We start from the raw sequence: 17,526 nt of genomic DNA on the forward strand, positions 1-17,526 counted from the left end.
GCCCGAAAACTCGGTTTCGAGCCGGTCAAGTCTAGCAGAGGCCCCTGTCGCGGCCGTTCCTGGTCACTGACCGTCCAGGATCCGTCGGATCTTCTCCAGCCGCGCCTGCACGTCGCGCTCCGCGCCGAGCGCCTTCGGCTCGTAGTAGCGGCGGCCGCGGAGCTCGTCGGGGAGGTACTGCTGCGCGGCGATGCCGATCTCGGCGTCGTGGGGGTACACATACCCCTTGCCGTGGCCCAGGCGCTTGGCTCCTGGGTAGTGAGCGTCTCGCAGATGAACCGGCACGCGACCGAACCCGCCCGAGCGCACGTCCGCGATCGCGGCGTCGATCGCGACGTAGGCGGCATTGGATTTCGCCGTCGTCGCGAGGTACGCGGTCGCCTCGGCCAGCGGGATCCGGCCCTCCGGCATGCCGATGAACTGGACCGCGTCCGCCGCAGCGACGGCGATGGGCAGCGCCTGGGGATCGGCCAGACCGATGTCTTCGGCCGCCGAGATGATGAGGCGCCGCGCGATGAACCGCGGATCCTCGCCCGCCTCGATCATGCGGGCGAGATAGTGGATCGCGGCGTCCACGTCCGAACCCCTGATCGACTTGATGAACGCGCTGATGACGTCGTAGTGCTCGTCGCCCTGCCGGTCGTAGCGCAGCAGCGCACGGTCGACGGCCTGGGCCACGTGCTCCGACGTGACCTCGGGCACCGCGTCGCTGTCAGGGGCGGTGTCGTCCCCCTCCTCGGGGACGGCGAGGGATGCCGCGGCCTCGAGCGCGGTCAGCGCCCGCCGCGCGTCACCCGAAGCCAGGCGAACCAGGGCGTCGCGGCCCTCGTCCGACAGAGTGACGGCCCCCGCCAGCCCGCGCGGGTCGTCGACGGCCCGGTCGATGAGCATGCGGAGGTCGTCGTCGGTGAGGGGCTTGAGCGTGAGCAGAAGGGAACGTGACAGCAGCGGCGAGATGACCGAGAACGACGGGTTCTCGGTGGTCGCGGCGATCAGCACCACCCAGCCGTTCTCGACGCCCGGCAGGAGGGCGTCCTGCTGGGCCTTGGTGAACCGGTGGATCTCGTCGAGGAACAGGATGGTCGACTGGTCGTAGAGGTCGCGCTGCGTGAGCGCCTCCTGCATGACCTCCCGCACGTCCCGCACCCCGGCGGTGACCGCGGAGAGCTCGACGAAGCGGCGCCCCGAAGACCGTGCGATGGCCTGCGCGAGCGTGGTCTTGCCCGTGCCCGGGGGCCCCCACAGGATGACCGACGTGCCGGTGCGGGTCGAGGCATCCGGATTCGCGAGCGTCACCAGCGGGGAGCCGGCGCGCAGCAGATGCGACTGCCCCGCGACCTCGTCCAGCGAGGTGGGGCGCATGCGGACCGCGAGGGGCGTCTGCCCCTGGAACAGTGCGGTCTGTGGGCCCCCGCTCCCCGAGGCTCCGCGCGACGCACCAGCGGCGCGTGGAGAGGAGGTGGGAGCCATGGTCCCAGGCTATCCCGGGGATCCGACGGCGGGCCGGCCGCCGGTTTGGCCGCCGGTCCGGGCGACCCGTAGGATCAACCCGGCCCCGGGCCGAGACCGGAGCGAAGGAGGCCCCTGTGGCGGTCGGAGGAAAAGATCGCGATGCTCGCGCGGCGCGGGAGCGCGCGCGCCTGTACGAGGCGCGTCGCGACTTGCATGATCGGCAGGTTCGCCGGCGCACGCGCGACAACCTGATCGCCGGTATCGCGGGCGGGCTGCTCGTCGTCGGCCTGGCAGCGGTGCAGACGGCCTATTTCGTGGCTGGTCCCGGCGTACCCGAGCCTGCTCCCACCTCGACGCCGACCCCGACGCCCACGGCCTCGACACCGGCGCCGTCTCCGAGTCTGTCGCCCGACTCCGGCGTCACGCCCACGCCCACTCCCTGACACGGCTCCTCCCGCACCGAACGCGGGCCACCGGCCGTACTAGGCTGGGGAGCCGTCCATCCCCCGCAGACGGCGCAAGCCGTGATGAGGTGCATTCCGTGACTGCCGCAGCAGAGCCCACCGCCGACAACGAAGCCCCCGAAGGCCCTGAGACCAGCGAATCCGAGACCGAGATCGTCGCGAACGCGGCGAGCGAGGACTCGGCACAGAGCGATGTCGCGCCCGAAGAAGACGCCCCCGAGGAGGCGATTCCGGATGCCTCCGTCGAGGACTCGCCTGTGACAGAAGAGGCGCCCGTCGAGGACGCGCCCGTCGAGGACGCGCCCGTCGAGGACGCGCCCGTCGAGGACGCGCCCGTCGAAGACGCGCCCGTCGAAGACGCGCCCGTCGAAGACGCGCCCGTCGAAGAAGCGCCCGTCGAGGACGCGCCCGCTGAGGAGGTGCCGGCTGAGGACGCGCCCGCCGCGGAAGACGCACCGGCACCTGCGCGCGCCAACATCCCGGTGCCGTCTCCTGCCGCGCTCGCGCGTGCGAGGGGATCCGCGCCGGCCCGCTCGGCATCGGCCGAAGCGAGCGAGCCGTGGGGTCGCGTCGACGAGGACGGCACCGTGTCGGTCCGCGAGGCCGGCGGCTGGCGTGTCGTGGGCGAGTACCCCGACGGCTCTGCCGAGGAGGCCCTCGCCTACTACGAGCGCAAGTACGCGGATCTCGCGAGCGAGGTCACCCTGCTCGAGGTCCGTCACCGTCGTGGCGGCGCCTCGGCGTCCGACCTGCGTGCCACGGCGCGGACGATCAGTGCCAAGCTCGAGGGCGCGGCCGCTGTCGGCGACCTCGCCGGCCTCACCGCGCGCATCGCCGCGCTCACCGAGACCCTCGCCGCCGCGTCCGAGACCGAGGCGGCCGCGGCACGCGAAGCCGTGGACGACGCGGTCAAGGCGCGCACGGAACTCGTCGAGAAGGCCGAGGCGCTCGCCGGCCGCGATCCCCGCAGCGTGCAGTGGAAGCAGGCGACGGCCGAGCTCAACACGCTGTTCGAGCAGTGGCAGGCCCAGCAGCAGCACGGACCGCGACTGCCGAAGTCCACCGCACAGCAGCTGTGGAAGCGATTCCGCGACGCGCGCGCGATCGTCGACAAGCACCGCCGCGCCTTCTACGCCGAACTCGACGAGGCGCACAAGTCTGTGCGCGACCGCAAGACGCGACTGGTCGAGCGGGCCGAAGCGCTCGCTCCCCGCGGCGAGGACGGCATCCCGGCCTACCGTGATCTTCTGGATGAGTGGAAGACCGCGGGCCGTGCCGGCAAGAAGGTGGACGACGCGCTCTGGGCGCGGTTCAAGGCTGCCGGCGACGCCCTGTACGGTGCGCGGATCGAACGCGAGGCGGCGGACGCCGAGGCGTCCCGCGAGAAGATCGACGCCAAGCGCGCACTGCTCGAAGAGGCGAAGGCTGTGCCGGACGAGCGCGACATCGCCAAGGCTCGAACCCTCCTCACCGGCATCCAGCGCCAGTGGGATGAGATCGGCCGCATCTTCCCTCGTGACGCCGAGCGGTCGCTCGACGATGAGCTGCGCAAGATCGAACAGGCGCTGCGCACCCGCGAGGAGACCGACTGGAAGCGCAACAACCCGGAGACGAAGGCGCGCGCGAACGACATGACGCGCCAGCTCACCGACGCGATCCAGAAGCTGGAAGACGAGGTCGAGACGGCGAAGAAGTCCGGCGACGCGAAGGCCATCGCCAAGGCCACCGAGGCGCTGGAGGCACGCCGCGCGTGGCTCAAGGCCCTCGGCGGCTGACGGCAGGCCGGTTGTCCACAGGTCGAGGGACGCACGCGTCCCTCGACCGCCGTCGTGCGGCACACTTCGAGCATGGCGTCACCGTTCCTGTACTTCGCGGACGATCGGCTCTCCCCGGCCGAACTCACGGCCGCATGCCTGGACGGTGACCTGGTCGGCCTCGGCGACGCCTACATCCCCGCCGACGCCGTCGAGACGGCGGCACTGCGCGCCGGCTCGCTCTCCCCGCGGCTCGGGGACTCGCTCGCCGCGACCCATCTGACCGCCGCATGGGTGCACGGGGCGCTCCCGCAGCCGCCGTCGCGGCACACCGTGCAGCGCGCCGTCAGCCGGCGCCTGCACCGGACGCCCGATCGCCAGCTCGTCTACCGAGATCTCGCGGTGCCCCCGGGGGATCTGCAGATCATCGGCGGCATCCGCGTCACGACGCCCTTGCGCACGCTGGTCGATCTGGCCCGCACCGATGACGAGCGGCACGCTCGGGCCGCGCGGCTGCTCGCAGCAGCGCACGCCGACGTGCTCGCCCCGGCGATCGCGCGCCTCGAGTCGGGCGTGCTGCCGCACAAGCGGCTGGGCCTGACACTCCTGCGCGGTGTGATGGCTGCCGAGGATCAGGAGGAGGTCACGCGGTAGACGTCGTACACCGCATCGATACGACGTACCGCGTTGAGCACGCGGTCCAGGTGGACGATGTCGCCCATCTCGAAGACGAACTTGCTCAGCGCGAGCCGGTCGTTGGTGGTCGACACCGTCGCGGAGAGGATGTTCACGTGGTGCTCGCTCAGCACCCGGGTGACGTCGCTGAGCAGGCCGGACCGGTCCAGCGCTTCGACCTGGATCTGGACGAGGAAGACGCTCTTCGTCGTGGGCGCCCACTCGACCTCGATGAGGCGGGCGGGGTCGTCCATCAGTGACTTGACGTTCGTGCAGTCGGTGCGGTGCACCGAGACGCCGCTCCCCCGTGTCACGAAGCCGATCACCTGGTCGCCCGGCACCGGAGTGCAGCACTTCGCGAGCTTGACCAGGATGTCGGGGGCACCGCGCACCAGGATGCCGGAGTCGCCGCCACGCGAGGCGGAGCGCGCCCGCCCGACGGCCGGCAGATCGATCGGCCCGGTCGTGGTGTCGTTGGCGGCGACGATCGCCGTCACCTTCTCGATGACCGATTGGGTCGAGACGTGGCCCTCGCCGACGGCGGCGTAGAGTGCCGAGACGTCCTCGTAGCGGAGCTGATGCGCGACCTCCGAGAACGAGTCCTGGCTCATCAGGCGCTGGAGCGGCAGGTTCTGCCGTCGCATCGCGCGCGCGATCGACTCCTTCCCCTGCTCGATCGCCTCTTCGCGACGCTCCTTGGTGAACCAGCCTCGGATCTTGTTGCGGGCCCGCGTGCTCTTGACGAATCCGAGCCAGTCCTGGCTGGGGCCGGCATCCGGATTCTTCGAGGTGAAGACCTCGACGACGTCGCCGCTCTTGAGCTCTGACTCCAGCGGCACCAGGCGGCCGTTGACCTTGGCGCCCATCGTGCGGTGACCGACCTCGGTGTGGACCGCGTAGGCGAAGTCGACCGGAGTCGCACCGGCGGGCAGCCCGACGACGCGGCCCTTCGGGGTGAAGACGTAGACCTCCTTGGCGCCGATCTCGAAGCGCAGCGAGTCCAGGAACTCGCCGGGGTCGGCGGTCTCGGCCTGCCAGTCCGAGATGTGGGCCAGCCAGGCCATGTCGGTGTCGAGGGCTTTCGGGTCCGCCTTGCCGCCGGCCATCCGCTCTTTGTACTTCCAATGCGCCGCGACGCCGTACTCGGCCTGTTGGTGCATCTCGTTGGTGCGGATCTGGATCTCGACGGTGCGGCCGCCCGGGCCGATCACCGTCGTGTGCAGCGACTGGTAGAGGTTGAACTTGGGCGTGGCGATGTAGTCCTTGAAACGGCCCGGAAGGGGTGTCCAGCGAGCGTGGATCGCCCCGAGCACGGCGTAGCAGTCGCGCACACTGCCCACCAGGATGCGGATCCCGATGAGGTCGTAGATGTCGTCGAACTCGCGCCCGCGCACGACCATCTTCTGGTACACCGAGTACAGCTGCTTCGGACGGCCCATGACTCGGCCGCGGATGCGCAGCTCCCGCAGATCGCCGTCGACCGCTTCGATGACGTTCTGCACGTACTGCTCGCGCTGCGGCGTGCGCTGCTTGACGAGGCTGTCGATCTCGGCGTAGAGCTTGGGGTGCAGCACCGCGAACGAGAGGTCCTCGAGTTCGGACTTGATCGCCTGGATACCGAGCCGGTGCGCGAGCGGCGCGTAGATCTCGAGGGTCTCGGTCGCCTTCTTCCGCGCCTTCTCGGGCGGGACGAACCCCCACGTGCGGGCGTTGTGCAGGCGGTCGGCGAGCTTGATGAGGAGCACACGGATGTCGCGCGACATCGCGACGATCATCTTGCGGACCGTCTCGGCCTGCGCGCTCTCGCCGTACTTGACCTTGTCGAGCTTGGTGACGCCGTCCACGAGCATCGCGACTTCGTCGCCGAACTCGGCGCTCAGCGTCTCGAGCGAGTACTGCGTGTCTTCGACGGTGTCGTGCAGCAGGGCTGCCGCGATCGCACGCGGACCCAGCCCGAGATCGGCGAGGATCTGCGCCACCGCCAGCGGATGCGTGATGTAGGGCTCGCCGCTCTGTCGCGCCTGCCCGGAGTGGGCTTGGTCCGCTACGGCGTAGGCGCGCTCGATGATCGAGAGGTCGCCCTTGGGATGATGCGTGCGCACCGTCCTGAGCAGCTGCTCAACGTCGTCGCGCCGCGCAGAGCGGGAGAAGATGCGCGGCACCAGGCGCCGCAGCGACGAGGTCTGGGCGGGAGGAACGGTCTCGGTCATACGATCCCCTCCCCTCCGCTGGACCTCACAATCCTACGCCCGCCCCGCGGATCGACCGGCCGCCGGCCGTCTCAGGCGGGTGTGCCGGCCAGTTCCCGAGCGGCCACGACGCGCTCGTCGCGCGTCTTGATCGGCGACTCGTTCTCACGCAGCAGGGAGTACAGCGGTGCCGCCACGAAGATCGTCGAATAGGCCGCCACGATGGTTCCGACGAAGATCGACAGCGACAGGTCCGTCAGCGTCTGCGCACCGACCCACAGCAGGCCGATGAAGAGAATCGCCCCCGTCGGCAGGACCGCCACGACCGTCGTGTTGATCGAGCGCACCAGGGTCTGGTTCACCGCCAGGTTGACCGACTCGCCGAACGTGCGCCCGGAGACCTCGCCGTCCTCGCTGGTGTTCTCCCTGATCTTGTCGAACACCACCGTCGTGTCGTACAGCGCGTACGACAGGATCGTCAGGAACCCGATCACCGCCGCGGGCGAGATCTCGAAGCCGAAGAGGGCGTACACGCCGATCGTGATGATGAGGACGTCGACCAGGCCGATGATCGCCGAGACCGACATCTTCCAGGTGCGGAAGTACAGCGCGAGGATCAGGAAGGTCAGCGCCAGGAAGATGGCCAGACCCCACAGCGACGTGCGTGTGACGTCGGCACCCCAGCTCGGTCCGATGAACGAGTAGCTCACCTCGGTCGCCGGCACGTCGTACGCCTCGGCCAGCGCGGCCGAGACCTTGCGGCTCTCGGCATCCGTCATCTGATCGGTCTGCACGCGCACCGCGTCCTCGCCGATCGTGACGACCTTCGTCGTGGCGTCGGGAACGACGGACTGCACGGCCTCGGTGGCGACGAGCTGGTCGGCGGTCTCGACACCGTTGACGGTGAACTGCGAGCCGCCGGTGAACTCGATCGAGAACTGGATGGGACGGATCAGGGGAACCAGCGCCGAGCCGATCACGAGGATGGCGGCGATGAGGAACCACAGCTTGCGACGCCCGACGAACGGGAACGACGTCTTGCCGGTGTAGAGGTCGTTGCCGAGCTGACTCATGGAGCGCATCAGTCGTCCCCCTCCTTGACGGGCTTGCCGGGTTTGGAGCCGCTCTGGTTCAGTGCGTTGCCGGCACCGCCCGCTGCCAGCTCCGCCTGCTTGCGCTCGGCGATCGTCTGCCGGCGTACCGCCTCACCGCGCGACTTGGCGGCGCGACGGGCCGACGCGGTCGGGGCGACGGCGGGCACCGGAGCACGGAACTGTGCGCGGCCGCGGTACACCGCGCCGAGGGCGGTCGGGTCGAGTCCCGAGAGCGGATGCCCCGAACCGAAGAACCGGGTGCGTGCGAGCAGCTGCATGACCGGGTGGGTGAAGAGGATGAAGATGAGCACGTCGATTGCGGTGGTGAGCCCGAGCGTGAACGCGAAGCCCTTCACCGTCGAGTCGGCGAGGATGTACAGCACCACGGCGGCGAGGATGTTGATCGACTTGGAGATGTAGATCGTGCGCTTGGCGCGACCCCAGCCGTCCTCGACGGCGCTCGTGATCGACTTGCCGTCACGCAGCTCGTCGCGGATGCGCTCGAAGTACACGATGAACGAGTCCGCCGTGAAGCCGATCGTCACGATGAGGCCCGCCACACCGGCCAGCGACAGGCGGAAGCCCATGCGCCACGCGAGGATGCACAGCGTGATGTACGTGAGCACCGCCATCACCACCAGCGACGCGATGATGACGAACCCGAGCGCGCGGTAGACGATCAGCGAGTACAGCGCGACCAGCGCGAGACCGATGAGACCGGCGATCAGCCCGATCTGCAGCTGCTGGGAGCCCAGCGTCGCCGAGATGGAGTTGGAGCTCTCGACGCTGAAGCTCAGCGGCAGCGCGCCGTACTTGAGCTGGTCGGCGAGGACCTTCGCGGTCTCCTGCGTGAAGCTGCCCGTGATGCTCGGCTTGCCGTCGAGGATGACCCCGTTCATCGAGGGAGCCGACAGGACGTAGCCGTCGAGCACGAACGCGAACTGGTTCAGCGGCGGGTCGGCGCCGTAGAGGCGCTGGCTGATCTGACCGAAGGTCTCGGTGCCCTCGTCGTCGAAGTCGAGGTTGACCGCCCACTGGTTGTTGGTGGTCTGCAGCCCGAACGTCGCGTCGTCGATCGACGATCCGTCCAGCTCCACCGGTCCGAGGATGTACTTGACCGTGCCGTCGGCGTCGCACGTGACGAGCGGCTCGTCCGCCGGCGCACTCGCGGGGTCGTTGGCCGGATCGGCGCAGTCGTACGCCTGGAACTCGGCTGACAGTCGCGGAGTGACCCACGAGGTGTCGCTGCCGTTGGTCGGCGCGACCGAAGGGGTCGCCTGAAGCGTCGGATCCGGCGTCGGGTACGGCGTCTCGTTGCCGTCCTCGCCGACGAACGTGTTCGTCGGCGCACCGGCGACCAGCACGGCGCGCAGCTGAAGCTGAGCCGAGGCCTCGATGCGGTTGCGCGTCTCCTCGTCGGCCTGACCGGGGATCTGGACGACGATCTGGTTGCCGCCCTGCGTCGTGACGTCGGCCTCGCCGACACCTGACGCGTCGACGCGCTGGCGGATGATCGTGACCGCCTGCTGCATCTGCTCGGTCGACGGGTCGGCGCCGTCCTCGGTCTGCGCTTCGAGCACGATCTGCGTGCCGCCCTGCAAGTCGAGTGCGAGCTCAGGGACCCAGGAGCTGCCCTTGAACACGTACACGCCGAGGGCGTTGATGCCGAACAGCACGGCGGTGATGGCGAGAAGGCCGATCAGCGCGCGCCACGCATGCCGGACGGGAGTGGATGTCGCCACGTCTTCGCTTTCTGGAGTGCCCTGTCGGGCGGTCGGTCAGACGGTCAGTCTCGTGACTTGGAACCGGACTCGGCGTCGGGGTCGTTCTCGTCCTTGCTGGTGACGCGGTGGTCGTCGCTGATCGAGGTGATGTCGCCGTTGGCGACGCCCTCGGCGTACTCGGCGTGGCTCTCCTCCGCGGTGAGGTACTCGTCCTCGCTGACGGCGCCCTCGGTGGGGTTCACGACCCGCAGGATGGCCTGGCTGTGGACCTTGATCTCGACACCGGGCGCCAGCTCCACGATCGCGGGCTGGTCGAGGTTGTCAGGGTCGAACGCGATGATGGTGCCGTAGAGCCCGCCCTGAAGCAGGACCTCGGCGCCGGGGACCGTCTCGCGCGCCTTCTGCTCCTGCTCGAGCTTCTGCTTCTGCATCCGACGGCGCGAGCTCCAGAACATGAAGACGAGGAGCACGACCAGCAGGATGATGAGGCCGTAATTGCTCAGGAAGGTAGCGATGTCCATGGAGGCGAGAGCACCTTTCGGTTCAGGCACGCCAGGCGGCGCTGCCTTTCAAAGGGGGGTGGGCGAAAGCCTCCAGTGATTATAGGTCATCGAATCCGAGCACCGATTCCGGCGAGGCCACGCCGAGGTGCGCGTACGCCTCCGGCATCGCGATCCTTCCGCGCGGTGTGCGCCCGATGAACCCGATCCTCACGAGGTAGGGCTCGACGACGGACTCGATGGTGTCGGACTCCTCGCCGACGGCCACCGAGAGCGTGCCGAGGCCCACCGGTCCCCCGCGGAATCGTCGCACGAGAGCGTCGAGCACAGCCCGGTCGAGCCGGTCGAGCCCGATCGCATCGACGTCGTACAGGTCGAGAGCCGCATCGACGATGGCCGCATCGGCTGCCCGGCCGTTGCCGTGCACGATGCTGTAGTCGCGCACGCGCCGCAGCAGGCGGTTCGCGATGCGCGGTGTGCCCCTCGAGCGGCGCGCGATCTCGGCGCGGGGGCCGGGCGGAACGGCGACGCCCAGCATCGCGGCCGATCGCTCGATGACGCGCTCGAGCTCTTCGGGCTCGTAGTACTCCAGGTGCGCGGTGAAGCCGAAGCGGTCGCGGAGCGGATTGGGCAGCATCCCCGATCGCGTCGTCGCCCCGACCAGCGTGAACGGAGCCAGATCGAGCGGGATGCTCGTGGCGCCGGCGCCCTTGCCGACCATGATGTCGATGCGGAAGTCCTCCATCGCGAGGTACAGCATCTCTTCCGCGGAGCGTGCCATGCGATGGACCTCGTCGATGAACAGCACCTCCCCGGGCGTCAGACTCGACAGCAGCGCCGCCAGGTCGCCCGCGTGCTGGATGGCGGGACCGCTCGACAACCGCAGCGGCCGGTTGCTCTCATGGGCGACGATCATGGCCAGGGTCGTCTTGCCGAGGCCCGGAGGGCCCGACAGCAGGATGTGATCCGCCGGACGCTGCTGGATGCGCGCGGCGTCCAGCAGCAGCTGCAGCTGCCCTCGCACCTTCTGCTGGCCGACGAACTCGGCCAGCGACCCGGGGCGAAGGGCGCCCTCGATGGCCAGCTCGGTCTCGTCGACCGGGTCGCCGACTTCGCGCACGTCAGCCATTCACCGTCTCCTTCCGGGCCGGGCCCAGCGCCGCGAGCGTCAGCCGGAGCAGGACGGGTACCGAAGACCGGTCCGTCTCGGACGCGTCCAGGGCCGTCGTCTCGACCGCGTCGGCGGCGACGCGCTCCGACCAGCCCAGGCCCACCAGGGCCTGCACGACCTGAGCGGTCACGCCCGCCGGAGTCCTGGCATCCGTTCCGCCCACGGCCGTGTGCGACGCCGTGATCTTGCCGGTCAGCTGCACGACGATGAGCTTGGCCGTCTTGGGGCCGATGCCCGACACGCGCCGGAACGGCGCGTCGTCGTCGGCGCCGACCGCGTCGGCGATCTGCGGCACGGTCAGGGTGGCGAGAACGCCGAGGGCGGACTTCGGCCCCACGCCCGTCACGCCGAGCAGCTGGGTGAACACGGTCAGCTCCTCGCGCGATTCGAAGCCGAACAGCGACAGCGCGTCTTCACGGACGATGAGCGTCGTGTGAAGCAGGACCGGCGCGCCGACGTGCGTGGCTCGCGCGACCTGCGGCGTGACGGCGACGTGAAGGCCGACCCCGCCGACCTCGACGACGACCGAATCCGCTTCGACGTGGACGGCAGTGCCGCGGACTGACGAGATCATGCGTCGAGCCTACGTGCCGGTTCGGACGTTTGTTCGAGCGACACGCTCAGTGCACCGCGCGAGGCCTCACCGGCGGCTGAGGCGCTCGGCATCGGCCCAAGCCCGCTGCGCCGGAGTGAGAGGGCCGGATGCCGCGGCCACCGTCGCGCCCCCGCGCCACGCGTGGCACAGCGCCAGTGCGAGCGCGTCCGCGGCGTCGGCGGGCTGGGGCAGCGCGTCCAGGCGCAGCACGCGGGCGACCATGGTCTGCACCTGCCGCTTGTCGGCAGAGCCGTACCCGGTGATCGCCGCCTTCACCTCTGACGGGGTGTGTGTGGCGGCCGGAAGCCCGCGCTCGCCTGCCACAAGGAGGGCGATCCCGCTCGCCTGCGCGGTGCCCATCACCGTCTGCCGGTTGTGCTGCGCGAAAACGCGCTCGACCGCCACGACGTCGGGCCGGTGCGCCTCGATCACCGCGCGCAGCCCGGTCGCGATGAGCGCGAGGCGCACCTCGATCGGCTCACCAGGATCGGAGCGGACCACCCCGACGTGCACGAGCTGCGCCGAGCGGTCCGGTGCGACATCCACGACGCCGACACCGCAGCGCGTGAGCCCGGGGTCGATGCCCAGGACCCGCAGCGGCGAGAGGGAGGAACGCGAGGTCACTCCCCCACGCTAGGCGAGGACGACGGATGCCGTGGCCAGGCGCGCCCTTCGCTCAGTCCTCGTCGTTCTCGAGCTCGGCCTGCACCTCATCGCTCAGATCGAAGTTGCTGTAGACGTTCTGCACGTCGTCGCTGTCTTCGAGCGCGTCGATCAGGCGGAACACCTTGCGGGCGGTGTCGGCGTCGACCTCGACCTTGAGATTCGGCACGAACTCGACATCGGCCGATTCGTAGTCGATACCCGCCTCCTGGAGGGCCGAGCGCACCTTCACCAGGTCGGAGGCCTCGGTGACGACCTCGAAGCCCTGCGCGTGCGGCTCGACCTCTTCGGCGCCCGCATCGAGCACCGCCAGCATGACGTCGTCCTCGGTCGTCCCCTCGCCCGAGACGACGATGACGCCCTTACGGGTGAAGTTGTAGGCGACGCTGCCGGGGTCGGCGAGGCTGCCGCCGTTCCTGGTCAGTGCCGTGCGCACCTCCGCGGCGGCGCGATTCTTGTTGTCGGTGAGGCACTCGATCATGAGGGCCACGCCGTTGGGTCCGTAGCCCTCGTACATGATCGAGGTGTACTCGACGGCCTCGCCGCCGATGCCCGCGCCGCGCTTGATGGCGCGGTCGATGTTGTCGTTGGGGACCGACGTCTTCTTCGCCTTCTGCACGGCGTCGTACAGGGTCGGGTTGCCCGCGAGGTCTGCGCCGCCGATCTTTGCGGCAACCTCGATGTTCTTGATGAGCTTGGCGAACGACTTGGCACGACGTGCGTCGATGACGGCCTTCTTGTGCTTGGTCGTCGCCCACTTGGAATGCCCGGACATGGTCCTCCTGTGATCATGGTCGGCGGTGCGTGCGCGGCTCGGCGCGAATCCTGCGCGGTCTCCGCCGGCAGACCATTCTAAGCCCGTGCCTACAGTGCGAATTCGAAGCCGAAGCGCGAAGACAGCAGAGCGACGAGGTCGCGTGGCACCTTCGTGAGGTAGGCCGGTGCAGGCGCCAGGCTGTCGGCGGAGCCGATGAACGGGAAGTACACCGGTCCGTCGGTCAGCGACTCGACCCGTTCGCGCACCGCGACGATGTCGGAGCCGACGCGCCGAAGGCTGGGCAGGGTGATCGGCGAGGCAAGACGCAGCACGTCGCTGAGCGGCATCCGCCAATGCGGCAGTTCCTCACCCCGCCGTCGGCGGGTCTCTTCGCCCAGCGGGCCGAGCACACGGCCCCACGCCGCGATGCCCGGCACGGCGAGGGTGCGGTCCCACACGAACAGCGTGTCGCCGGGCTCGGTGAAGCCGACGAGCTCGTGCGACCACTCGAACCGGCGGGTGTCGGCTGCTTTCGGCGCCGAGAGCGCATCGCCGACGATGCCGCGCGACGGGGCGATCATCCAGTAGCGCTCCTCCGGGTGATCGCGCCACCAGTCGTTGATCGTCATGGGTCAGAATGTACTCCGCGTGCAGGCGCGGCCCGCCCTCACGCGGCGCGGCCGCGGATCATGTCGAGGAACAGCTCGTGGAAGCGGTGCTCTCCGGTGACCTCGGGGTGGAACGCCGTTCCCAGGAGAGCGTCTTGGCGCACCGCCACGATGCGGTCGCCGGGGAGCCGGGACAGGATCTCGACGCCGCTTCCCACCGCCTCCACGATCGGCGCACGGATGAACACCGCATGTACGGGCGGGTCGCCCAGTTCCGGCACATCGAGGTCGACTTCGAACGAGTCCACTTGACTGCCGAAGGCGTTGCGGCGCACGGTGGCGTCCAGGCCGCCGAACGTCTGCTGGCCTGCGATGCCGTCGGTGATCCGGTCGGCGAGGAGGATGAGTCCCGCGCACGTTCCGTAGACCGGCATCCCCCTGGCGATCGCCTCCTGGATCGGCTCGCGCATGCCGAACGCACGCGAGAGCTTGTCGATCACGCTCGATTCGCCGCCGGGGATCACGAGGCCCTCGACGGCGGCGAGCTCGGCCGGCCGCCGCACGAGCGAGACGGCCGCCCCCTGGTCGGCGAGGACGCGCACGTGCTCGCGCACGTCGCCCTGCAGGGCGAGCACGCCGACGCGGGGACGCCCCGTGCTCACCAGCCGCGCTCGGCGAGGCGATGCGGCGCGGGAAGGTCGGCGACGTTGATCCCCACCATGGCCTCGCCGAGACCGCGCGACACGTCGGCGACGACCTTCGCGTCGTCGTAGAAGGTGGTGGCCTTCACGATCGCGGCAGCCCGCTGGGCGGGATTGCCCGACTTGAAGATCCCGGAACCGACGAAGACGCCGTCGGCGCCGAGCTGCATCATCATCGCCGCGTCGGCCGGTGTCGCGACGCCGCCGGCGACGAACAGCACGACGGGGAGCTTGCCGGTCTCGGCGATCTCTGCGACGAGCTCGTACGGCGCCTGAAGCTCCTTGGCCGCGACGTAGAGCTCGTCCTTGGTCATCGAGCGCAGCACGTTGATCTCGCTCGTGATCTTGCGGATGTGCTTGGTCGCCTCCGAGACGTCGCCGGTGCCGGCCTCGCCCTTGGAGCGGATCATCGCCGCGCCCTCGTTGATGCGGCGCAGCGCTTCGCCGAGATTGGTCGCTCCGCACACGAACGGGACGGTGAACTTCCACTTGTCGATGTGATTGACGTAGTCCGCGGGCGAGAGCACCTCGGACTCGTCGATGTAGTCGACACCGAGCTCCTGCAGCACCTGCGCCTCGACGAAGTGCCCGATGCGGGCCTTCGCCATGACCGGGATCGAGACCGCGTCGATGATGCCGTCGATCATGTCGGGGTCGCTCATGCGCGAGACGCCGCCCTGTGCCCGGATGTCGGCCGGGACGCGCTCGAGGGCCATGACGGCGACCGCGCCCGCGTCTTCGGCGATCTTCGCCTGCTCGACGGTGACGACGTCCATGATCACGCCGCCCTTCAGCATCTCGGCGAGGCCGCGCTTGACGCGGCTGGTTCCGGTGTCGGCACTGGTCACGGGGGTTCCCTTCGGGTGGATGCGCCATCGCGGGACGCACGCGGACGGACAGTCGTGGTGATTGACCTAGGCCAAAAGATAGCATGTACCGGGCCTACACTCGGGAGGGCGATGAACGGTGACATGAATCACGGAATCAGCGGCCGCACGGCGTCGGAGATCGCCGAGAGCCTGCGCGGGCTCGTCGAGCGCGGGACGCTGCGGCCCGGCGACCCGCTCCCCCCGGTGCGCGCTCTGGCCGAGAGCCTCGGCGTCAACCGCAACACGACCGTCGCGGCCTACCGCCAGCTCACGCAGGCGGGCGTCGTGGTCACGCGTGGCCGCGGAGGGACGCACGTCGCCGACCGGTCGCCCGTCGCCCAGGAGGGGTTCGCCGCCGATTCGGTCCTGCGTGACGTCGGCACCGGCAACCCCGACCCGGATCTCATCCCGGATCCGTCGAAGGCACTGCGCAGCATGGCCGGCAGGCCCGTGCTGTACGGCGAGCCGGTCATCGATCCCGGTCTGGAGAGCTGGGCCGGTGCATGGATGCAGCGCGATCTGGCCTCGGCCGGTCCCTTCCGGCTCACCATCACGAGCGGAGCCGCGGACGCGGTCGAGCGGCTGCTCGCGCAATCCCTCACGCGCGACGACGCGGTCGCGCTCGAGGACCCCTGCTTCCTCGCGAGCATCCACACTGTGCGGCTCGGCGGTTACCGACCGGTTCCCGTCCCTGTCGACGCCGAAGGGATGACGGTGGACGGACTGCGCGACGCCCTCGAGCAGGGGGTCCGTGCCGTGGTGTGCACGCCTCGTGCGCAGAATCCCACCGGTGCCAGCCTGACCGAGCAGCGTGCCGCGCAGCTGCGGGATGTGCTTGCGGACCACCCTTACGTCCTCGTGATCGAGGACGACCACTTCTCGCTGCTGTCGCAGCGCCCCTTCTACTCGCTCATCGGCCCGCGGCACCGGCGCTGGGCCCTCATCCGCTCGGTCTCGAAATTCCTCGGGCCCGACATGTGCCTGGCCGTGACGGCATCCGATCCCGACACCGCGGAGCGGCTGGCGATGCGTCTCACGCCGGGGACCACGTGGGTCAGCCACCTGCTGCAGCGGCTGACACTTGCCCTCGTGACCGACGCCGACGTGATGCGCGACATCGACCGCGCCGGCGCGCACTACGCGGCGCGCAATGCGGCGTTCGCCGCGCGCCTCATCGCCCACGGAGTTCCGGCCGAGCCGGGCGACGGACTGAACCTGTGGGTCGCGCTGCCGGTGCCTGCACGGGCTGTCGCGGACCGGCTGATGCGCCGAGGCTGGCTCGCGCGCAGCGGCGACGAGTTCCTCGTCGGCGACGCTGACCCGTCGGAGCGCCTGCGCCTGACCGTGCACGACCTGAATGACGCCGACGCCGAGCAGCTGGCCGTGGACATCGCGGCCGCCGTGCACGCGGTGGCCGGGCGGCGTCTCGCCGCCGAGGTGGGATGATCGACCGGTGAAGATCCTGTCGATCCAGTCCGCCGTCGCCTTCGGCCACGTCGGCAACTCCGCGGCCGTGTTCCCTCTGCAGCGCATCGGCGTCGAAGTGCTCCCGGTGTACACGGTGAACTTCTCCAACCACACCGGCTACGGCGCTTGGCGGGGACCTCTGATCAGTCCCGACGACGTGCGCGAGGTGATCCTCGGGATCGAGGAGCGCGGCGTCCTCGGGCAGATCGACGTCGTGCTGTCGGGGTACCAGGGCGGCGAGGGGATCGCCGACGTGATCCTCGATGCCGTCGCGCGTGTGAAGGCCGCGAACCCCGGCGCCGTGTACGCGTGCGATCCGGTGATGGGCAACGCCAAGTCCGGATGCTTCGTCGCTCCGGCGATCCCGGTGCTGCTGCGCGATCGCGTCGTGCCGGCCGCCGACATCATCACGCCGAACCAGTTCGAGCTCGGCTTCCTGACCGAGACCGACCCCACCGACCTGGAATCCACGCTCGCGTCAGTGGACCTCGCCCGTGCCATGGGCCCGAGTACGGTCCTCGTGACGAGCGTCGAGCGTCCGGACCGCCCCGACGGCACGATCGAGATGCTGGCCGTCACCGACGACGGTGCCTGGATCGTGCAGACGCCGCACATCCCCATGAAGGCCAACGGCTCGGGCGATGTCACGGCCGCGCTGTTCACGGCCCACTTCCGCCGGTCCGGCGACGCCGCCGACGCGCTCGCGCGCACGACGTCGAGCGTGTTCGACCTGCTCGAGCGCACGCATGCCTCGGGCGAGCGGGAGCTGCAGCTCGTGGAGTCGCAGGAGGCCTACGCCCACCCGCGCCTGCAGTTCGAGGTGCAGCAGGTGCGCTGAGGCGC

17 protein-coding genes are annotated in these 17,526 nt (G+C 69.8%); 5 read left to right on the forward strand and 12 right to left on the reverse strand.

The annotated features are described in order from the left end of the window. Window positions 1–63: 63 nt before the first annotated feature. Window positions 64–1,362, reverse strand: coding sequence for a replication-associated recombination protein A (locus HF576_RS16290; protein WP_168914313.1), 1,299 nt, complete (start codon window positions 1,360–1,362; stop codon window positions 64–66). 224 nt (window positions 1,363–1,586) lie between these two features. Here HF576_RS16290 and HF576_RS16295 point away from each other — a divergent pair, with 224 nt between their 5' ends. The 3 genes from HF576_RS16295 (at window position 1,587) to HF576_RS16305 (ending at window position 4,324) form a co-directional block, all read left to right on the forward strand. Further along, a complete protein-coding gene (locus HF576_RS16295; protein ID WP_168913902.1) occupies window positions 1,587–1,895 on the forward strand; it encodes a dioxygenase in 309 nt (102 codons plus the stop codon). A 98-nt stretch (window positions 1,896–1,993) separates the two neighbouring features. Then, entirely contained in the window at window positions 1,994–3,691 is a 1,698-nt protein-coding gene (locus HF576_RS16300) for a DUF349 domain-containing protein (RefSeq protein WP_168913903.1), read from the forward strand. Between the two features lie 72 nt (window positions 3,692–3,763). Beyond that, window positions 3,764–4,324 (forward strand): type IV toxin-antitoxin system AbiEi family antitoxin, encoded by a 561-nt coding sequence (locus HF576_RS16305; RefSeq protein ID WP_168913904.1) that lies wholly within the window; start codon window positions 3,764–3,766, stop codon window positions 4,322–4,324. Here the strand turns inward: HF576_RS16305 and HF576_RS16310 are convergent. From HF576_RS16310 to pdxS, 11 genes are all read right to left on the reverse strand, one after another. Beyond that, window positions 4,303–6,555: a RelA/SpoT family protein gene (locus tag HF576_RS16310; RefSeq protein ID WP_168913905.1), complete on the reverse strand. Its 2,253-nt coding sequence runs from the start codon at window positions 6,553–6,555 to the stop codon at window positions 4,303–4,305. The two genes, HF576_RS16305 and HF576_RS16310, sit on opposite strands and share 22 nt — an antisense overlap. A gap of 71 nt (window positions 6,556–6,626) precedes the next feature. Continuing rightward, complete coding sequence (gene secF / locus HF576_RS16315; protein ID WP_168913906.1) at window positions 6,627–7,616, reverse strand: protein translocase subunit SecF; 990 nt, start codon at window positions 7,614–7,616, stop codon at window positions 6,627–6,629. Then, the gene (secD, locus tag HF576_RS16320) at window positions 7,616–9,370 is read right to left on the reverse strand and encodes a protein translocase subunit SecD (RefSeq protein WP_168913907.1); all 1,755 of its coding nucleotides are present in this window, start codon (window positions 9,368–9,370) and stop codon (window positions 7,616–7,618) included. The genes secF and secD overlap by 1 nt, the downstream gene beginning before the upstream one ends. Before the next feature lie 44 nt (window positions 9,371–9,414). Next, window positions 9,415–9,873 (reverse strand): preprotein translocase subunit YajC, encoded by a 459-nt coding sequence (locus HF576_RS16325; RefSeq protein WP_168913908.1) that lies wholly within the window; start codon window positions 9,871–9,873, stop codon window positions 9,415–9,417. A 79-nt stretch (window positions 9,874–9,952) separates the two neighbouring features. Then, window positions 9,953–10,981, reverse strand: a complete 1,029-nt coding sequence (ruvB, locus tag HF576_RS16330; RefSeq protein WP_168913909.1) for a Holliday junction branch migration DNA helicase RuvB — start codon at window positions 10,979–10,981, stop codon at window positions 9,953–9,955. After that, window positions 10,974–11,597, reverse strand: a complete 624-nt coding sequence (ruvA, locus tag HF576_RS16335; RefSeq protein ID WP_168913910.1) for a Holliday junction branch migration protein RuvA — start codon at window positions 11,595–11,597, stop codon at window positions 10,974–10,976. The genes ruvB and ruvA overlap by 8 nt, the downstream gene beginning before the upstream one ends. Window positions 11,598–11,663: 66 nt before the next feature. Then, complete coding sequence (gene ruvC, locus HF576_RS16340) at window positions 11,664–12,242, reverse strand: crossover junction endodeoxyribonuclease RuvC (RefSeq protein WP_168913911.1); 579 nt, start codon at window positions 12,240–12,242, stop codon at window positions 11,664–11,666. Window positions 12,243–12,294: 52 nt separating this feature from the next. Then, entirely contained in the window at window positions 12,295–13,056 is a 762-nt protein-coding gene (locus tag HF576_RS16345) for a YebC/PmpR family DNA-binding transcriptional regulator (protein WP_168913912.1), read from the reverse strand. A gap of 89 nt (window positions 13,057–13,145) precedes the next feature. Further along, a complete protein-coding gene (locus HF576_RS16350) occupies window positions 13,146–13,667 on the reverse strand; it encodes a hypothetical protein (RefSeq protein ID WP_168913913.1) in 522 nt (173 codons plus the stop codon). A 38-nt stretch (window positions 13,668–13,705) separates the two neighbouring features. Further along, a complete protein-coding gene (gene pdxT / locus HF576_RS16355) occupies window positions 13,706–14,311 on the reverse strand; it encodes a pyridoxal 5'-phosphate synthase glutaminase subunit PdxT (protein ID WP_168914314.1) in 606 nt (201 codons plus the stop codon). Continuing rightward, window positions 14,305–15,195, reverse strand: coding sequence for a pyridoxal 5'-phosphate synthase lyase subunit PdxS (pdxS, locus tag HF576_RS16360; RefSeq protein WP_168913914.1), 891 nt, complete (start codon window positions 15,193–15,195; stop codon window positions 14,305–14,307). Before pdxS ends, pdxT begins: the two co-directional genes overlap by 7 nt. 123 nt (window positions 15,196–15,318) lie before the next feature. On the opposite strand from pdxS, the gene HF576_RS16365 reads away from it, so the two are divergent. Next, window positions 15,319–16,662, forward strand: a complete 1,344-nt coding sequence (locus HF576_RS16365) for an aminotransferase class I/II-fold pyridoxal phosphate-dependent enzyme (RefSeq protein ID WP_205835381.1) — start codon at window positions 15,319–15,321, stop codon at window positions 16,660–16,662. Window positions 16,663–16,669: 7 nt separating this feature from the next. Then, a complete protein-coding gene (pdxY, locus tag HF576_RS16370; protein WP_168913916.1) occupies window positions 16,670–17,521 on the forward strand; it encodes a pyridoxal kinase PdxY in 852 nt (283 codons plus the stop codon). Window positions 17,522–17,526: the final 5 nt, after the last annotated feature.

It is taken from the genome of Microbacterium salsuginis, assembly GCF_012524205.1.
Taxonomy (GTDB): domain Bacteria; phylum Actinomycetota; class Actinomycetes; order Actinomycetales; family Microbacteriaceae; genus Microbacterium; species Microbacterium salsuginis.

Excerpts from the sequence above, each read along its gene's own strand:
- HF576_RS16325 (WP_168913908.1), bottom strand. The coding sequence starts at position 9,873 with ATGGACATCGCTACCTTCCTGAGCAATTACGGCCTCATCATCCTGCTG.
- secF (WP_168913906.1), bottom strand. The coding sequence starts at position 7,616 with ATGCGCTCCATGAGTCAGCTCGGCAACGACCTCTACACCGGCAAGACG.
- ruvA (WP_168913910.1), bottom strand. The coding sequence starts at position 11,597 with ATGATCTCGTCAGTCCGCGGCACTGCCGTCCACGTCGAAGCGGATTCG.
- HF576_RS16365 (WP_205835381.1), top strand. The coding sequence starts at position 15,319 with ATGAATCACGGAATCAGCGGCCGCACGGCGTCGGAGATCGCCGAGAGC.
- HF576_RS16310 (WP_168913905.1), bottom strand. The coding sequence starts at position 6,555 with ATGACCGAGACCGTTCCTCCCGCCCAGACCTCGTCGCTGCGGCGCCTG.
- HF576_RS16305 (WP_168913904.1), top strand. The coding sequence starts at position 3,764 with ATGGCGTCACCGTTCCTGTACTTCGCGGACGATCGGCTCTCCCCGGCC.
- HF576_RS16350 (WP_168913913.1), bottom strand. The coding sequence starts at position 13,667 with ATGACGATCAACGACTGGTGGCGCGATCACCCGGAGGAGCGCTACTGG.
- HF576_RS16290 (WP_168914313.1), bottom strand. The coding sequence starts at position 1,362 with ATGCGCCCCACCTCGCTGGACGAGGTCGCGGGGCAGTCGCATCTGCTG.
- ruvB (WP_168913909.1), bottom strand. The coding sequence starts at position 10,981 with ATGGCTGACGTGCGCGAAGTCGGCGACCCGGTCGACGAGACCGAGCTG.
- HF576_RS16345 (WP_168913912.1), bottom strand. The coding sequence starts at position 13,056 with ATGTCCGGGCATTCCAAGTGGGCGACGACCAAGCACAAGAAGGCCGTC.